Genomic DNA, 1,651 nt, shown 5'->3' with positions numbered 1-1,651 from the left:
CGCGCCGGGCGGCCTGGCACGCCGACCGCATCGCGCGGGCCGCGACCCCGGCTGAGCGGCTGGCGGCTGCGGCGGCCTACCTGGTGTCGGAGGCGGCTCACGCATCGTCGGCGCGGGCCGCGCGGACGACGACGGCCGAGGTGGCCGCGCACGCCCGGCGTGTGATGGAGCAGGCGGCGATGTCGCCGGCGTCCCGCGCGCTGCACGAGTCCAAGCTCCGCGCGCCCGGCACCGAGGCGGCGCGGCTGTCGACGGCGCTGATGGTGCTGCGGTCGGCGCTGGGGCGGCTGCCCGAGGCCGAGCGGGACCGGATGCGCGGCCACTACGCCGACGAGCTGGCGCGTGAGGCCGCACAGCTGGGGGTGAGGTAGATGCCGATCGCCTTCCCCGACGCCCCGCAGGAGGGGCCGCAGCAGACGCCGGAACCGGCGCCGAGGCGCCCGGACGAGCGCGAGCGCACTCGCACTCGCCCTCGCGCGCGTACGCGCGAGGACGACCAGGCCCCGACGGCCGACTCCGCCGACAGCGACCCGGCCGACGCCGACGACCAGGCGGCGGGACAGGTCGTGCCGTTCCCGGGCGCGGGACCGGTCGTGGTCGCCGAGCCCGGCGCGGCCCTGGTGCTGCGGGAGACCGCGCGCGAGTGGCTTGCCGAGGCCGGCCAGACCGCGGCCCATGCCGTGGACGGGACGGTCTGGCGGGCCCGCCCGCCGGCGCTGCGGGACTCGGCGGCGCGGCTCCAGCGCGCCGAGTGGTCCGGGGGCGTGCCGCTGCTGCGCTGGCTCGGCTGGATCTACGGCTACCCCGCGCTCGGCGCGCGGGCGGTGCTGCTGGGCCTGGCCTGGCTACTGGACCACCCGTCCCGGCTGCTGGTGGCCGCCGCCATCACCGCCGTCGCTCTCTACCTGCACTGATCTGACCCGAAGGGAAATCACATGTCGTACGTCGTCGCCGCGGTGGCCTTCGGGCTGTGGATCATCCTCGGCAAGAAGCTCTCCGGTCACCTGCTCAAGTTCTGGTGGCTGCGCCCGTCGATGCTGCTGGTCTGCTCGGCGAGCCTGGCCAGCACCGGCGTGGGCACCTGGGCCGCGCACATGCTCGGCAAGCCGATGGGCTGGGTCGGCGGCTGGGTCCACGTCTCCGGCGCCCTGGTGGCCGGAGGGGTCGGTGTCCTGCTGCTGGTCGGCACGGTCCTGGACCTGAAGGACCGGCACCCGGACGGGATCGCCAAGACCGGCCTGATCGCGCTGCCGCTGCTGGCGCTGGTGGCCTCCGGGCCGCTGGCCGACACCGGCACCAACCTGTTCGGCTCCATCGCTCAGACGAGCGCGAGCACGCTCGCGTCGATGATCGGCGGCTGACCCGATGGAACTCATCATCGCGGTCGTCCTGGCGACCATGATCTCCCGAGCGTGGGAGGAGTCCCGCGCGCAGGCCCGCACCAAGTGGGAACAGGCCCGCGCCGCGGCGGCCGAGCGCCGCGCGGACGCCGAGGAGCGCCGCAGTAAGGCCGCCGCCGCCCGGAACCGCCGCGCCCGCCGTAGTGGCCCCTCGGACCCGCTGTGGTGGGTGTGGGCGACCGGCTGGACCGCCGCCGCCGCCGTGCGCGGCACGGTCGCCGCCGTCCAGGGCGCCCGCCAGGGCGCCCGGG

At 76.6% G+C, this 1,651-nt stretch carries 4 protein-coding genes; all 4 read left to right on the top strand.

What is annotated here, in order from left to right:
• On the top strand, nucleotides 1-371 hold a 371-nt coding region (locus tag DZF91_RS40220; RefSeq protein WP_158588035.1), incomplete at its 5' end, for a hypothetical protein.
• Entirely contained in the window at nucleotides 372-914 is a 543-nt protein-coding gene (locus DZF91_RS24145; protein ID WP_117359584.1) for a hypothetical protein, read from the top strand. It abuts the gene before it with no gap.
• A gap of 21 nt (nucleotides 915-935) precedes the next feature.
• Complete coding sequence (locus DZF91_RS24140) at nucleotides 936-1,361, top strand: hypothetical protein (RefSeq protein WP_117359583.1); 426 nt, start codon at nucleotides 936-938, stop codon at nucleotides 1,359-1,361.
• Nucleotides 1,362-1,365: 4 nt separating this feature from the next.
• Nucleotides 1,366-1,651, top strand: a 286-nt coding sequence (locus DZF91_RS24135; RefSeq protein WP_199486849.1) for a hypothetical protein, incomplete at its 3' end; no start/stop codon positions are given.

It is taken from the genome of Actinomadura logoneensis (assembly GCF_003428695.1).
GTDB lineage: Bacteria > Actinomycetota > Actinomycetes > Streptosporangiales > Streptosporangiaceae > Spirillospora > Spirillospora logoneensis.
The sequence above is the reverse complement of the archived record's forward strand: the minus strand, read 5'-3'. Positions and strand labels throughout refer to the sequence as shown.

Excerpts from the sequence above, each read along its gene's own strand:
- DZF91_RS24145 (WP_117359584.1), top strand. The coding sequence starts at position 372 with ATGCCGATCGCCTTCCCCGACGCCCCGCAGGAGGGGCCGCAGCAGACG.
- DZF91_RS24140 (WP_117359583.1), top strand. The coding sequence starts at position 936 with ATGTCGTACGTCGTCGCCGCGGTGGCCTTCGGGCTGTGGATCATCCTC.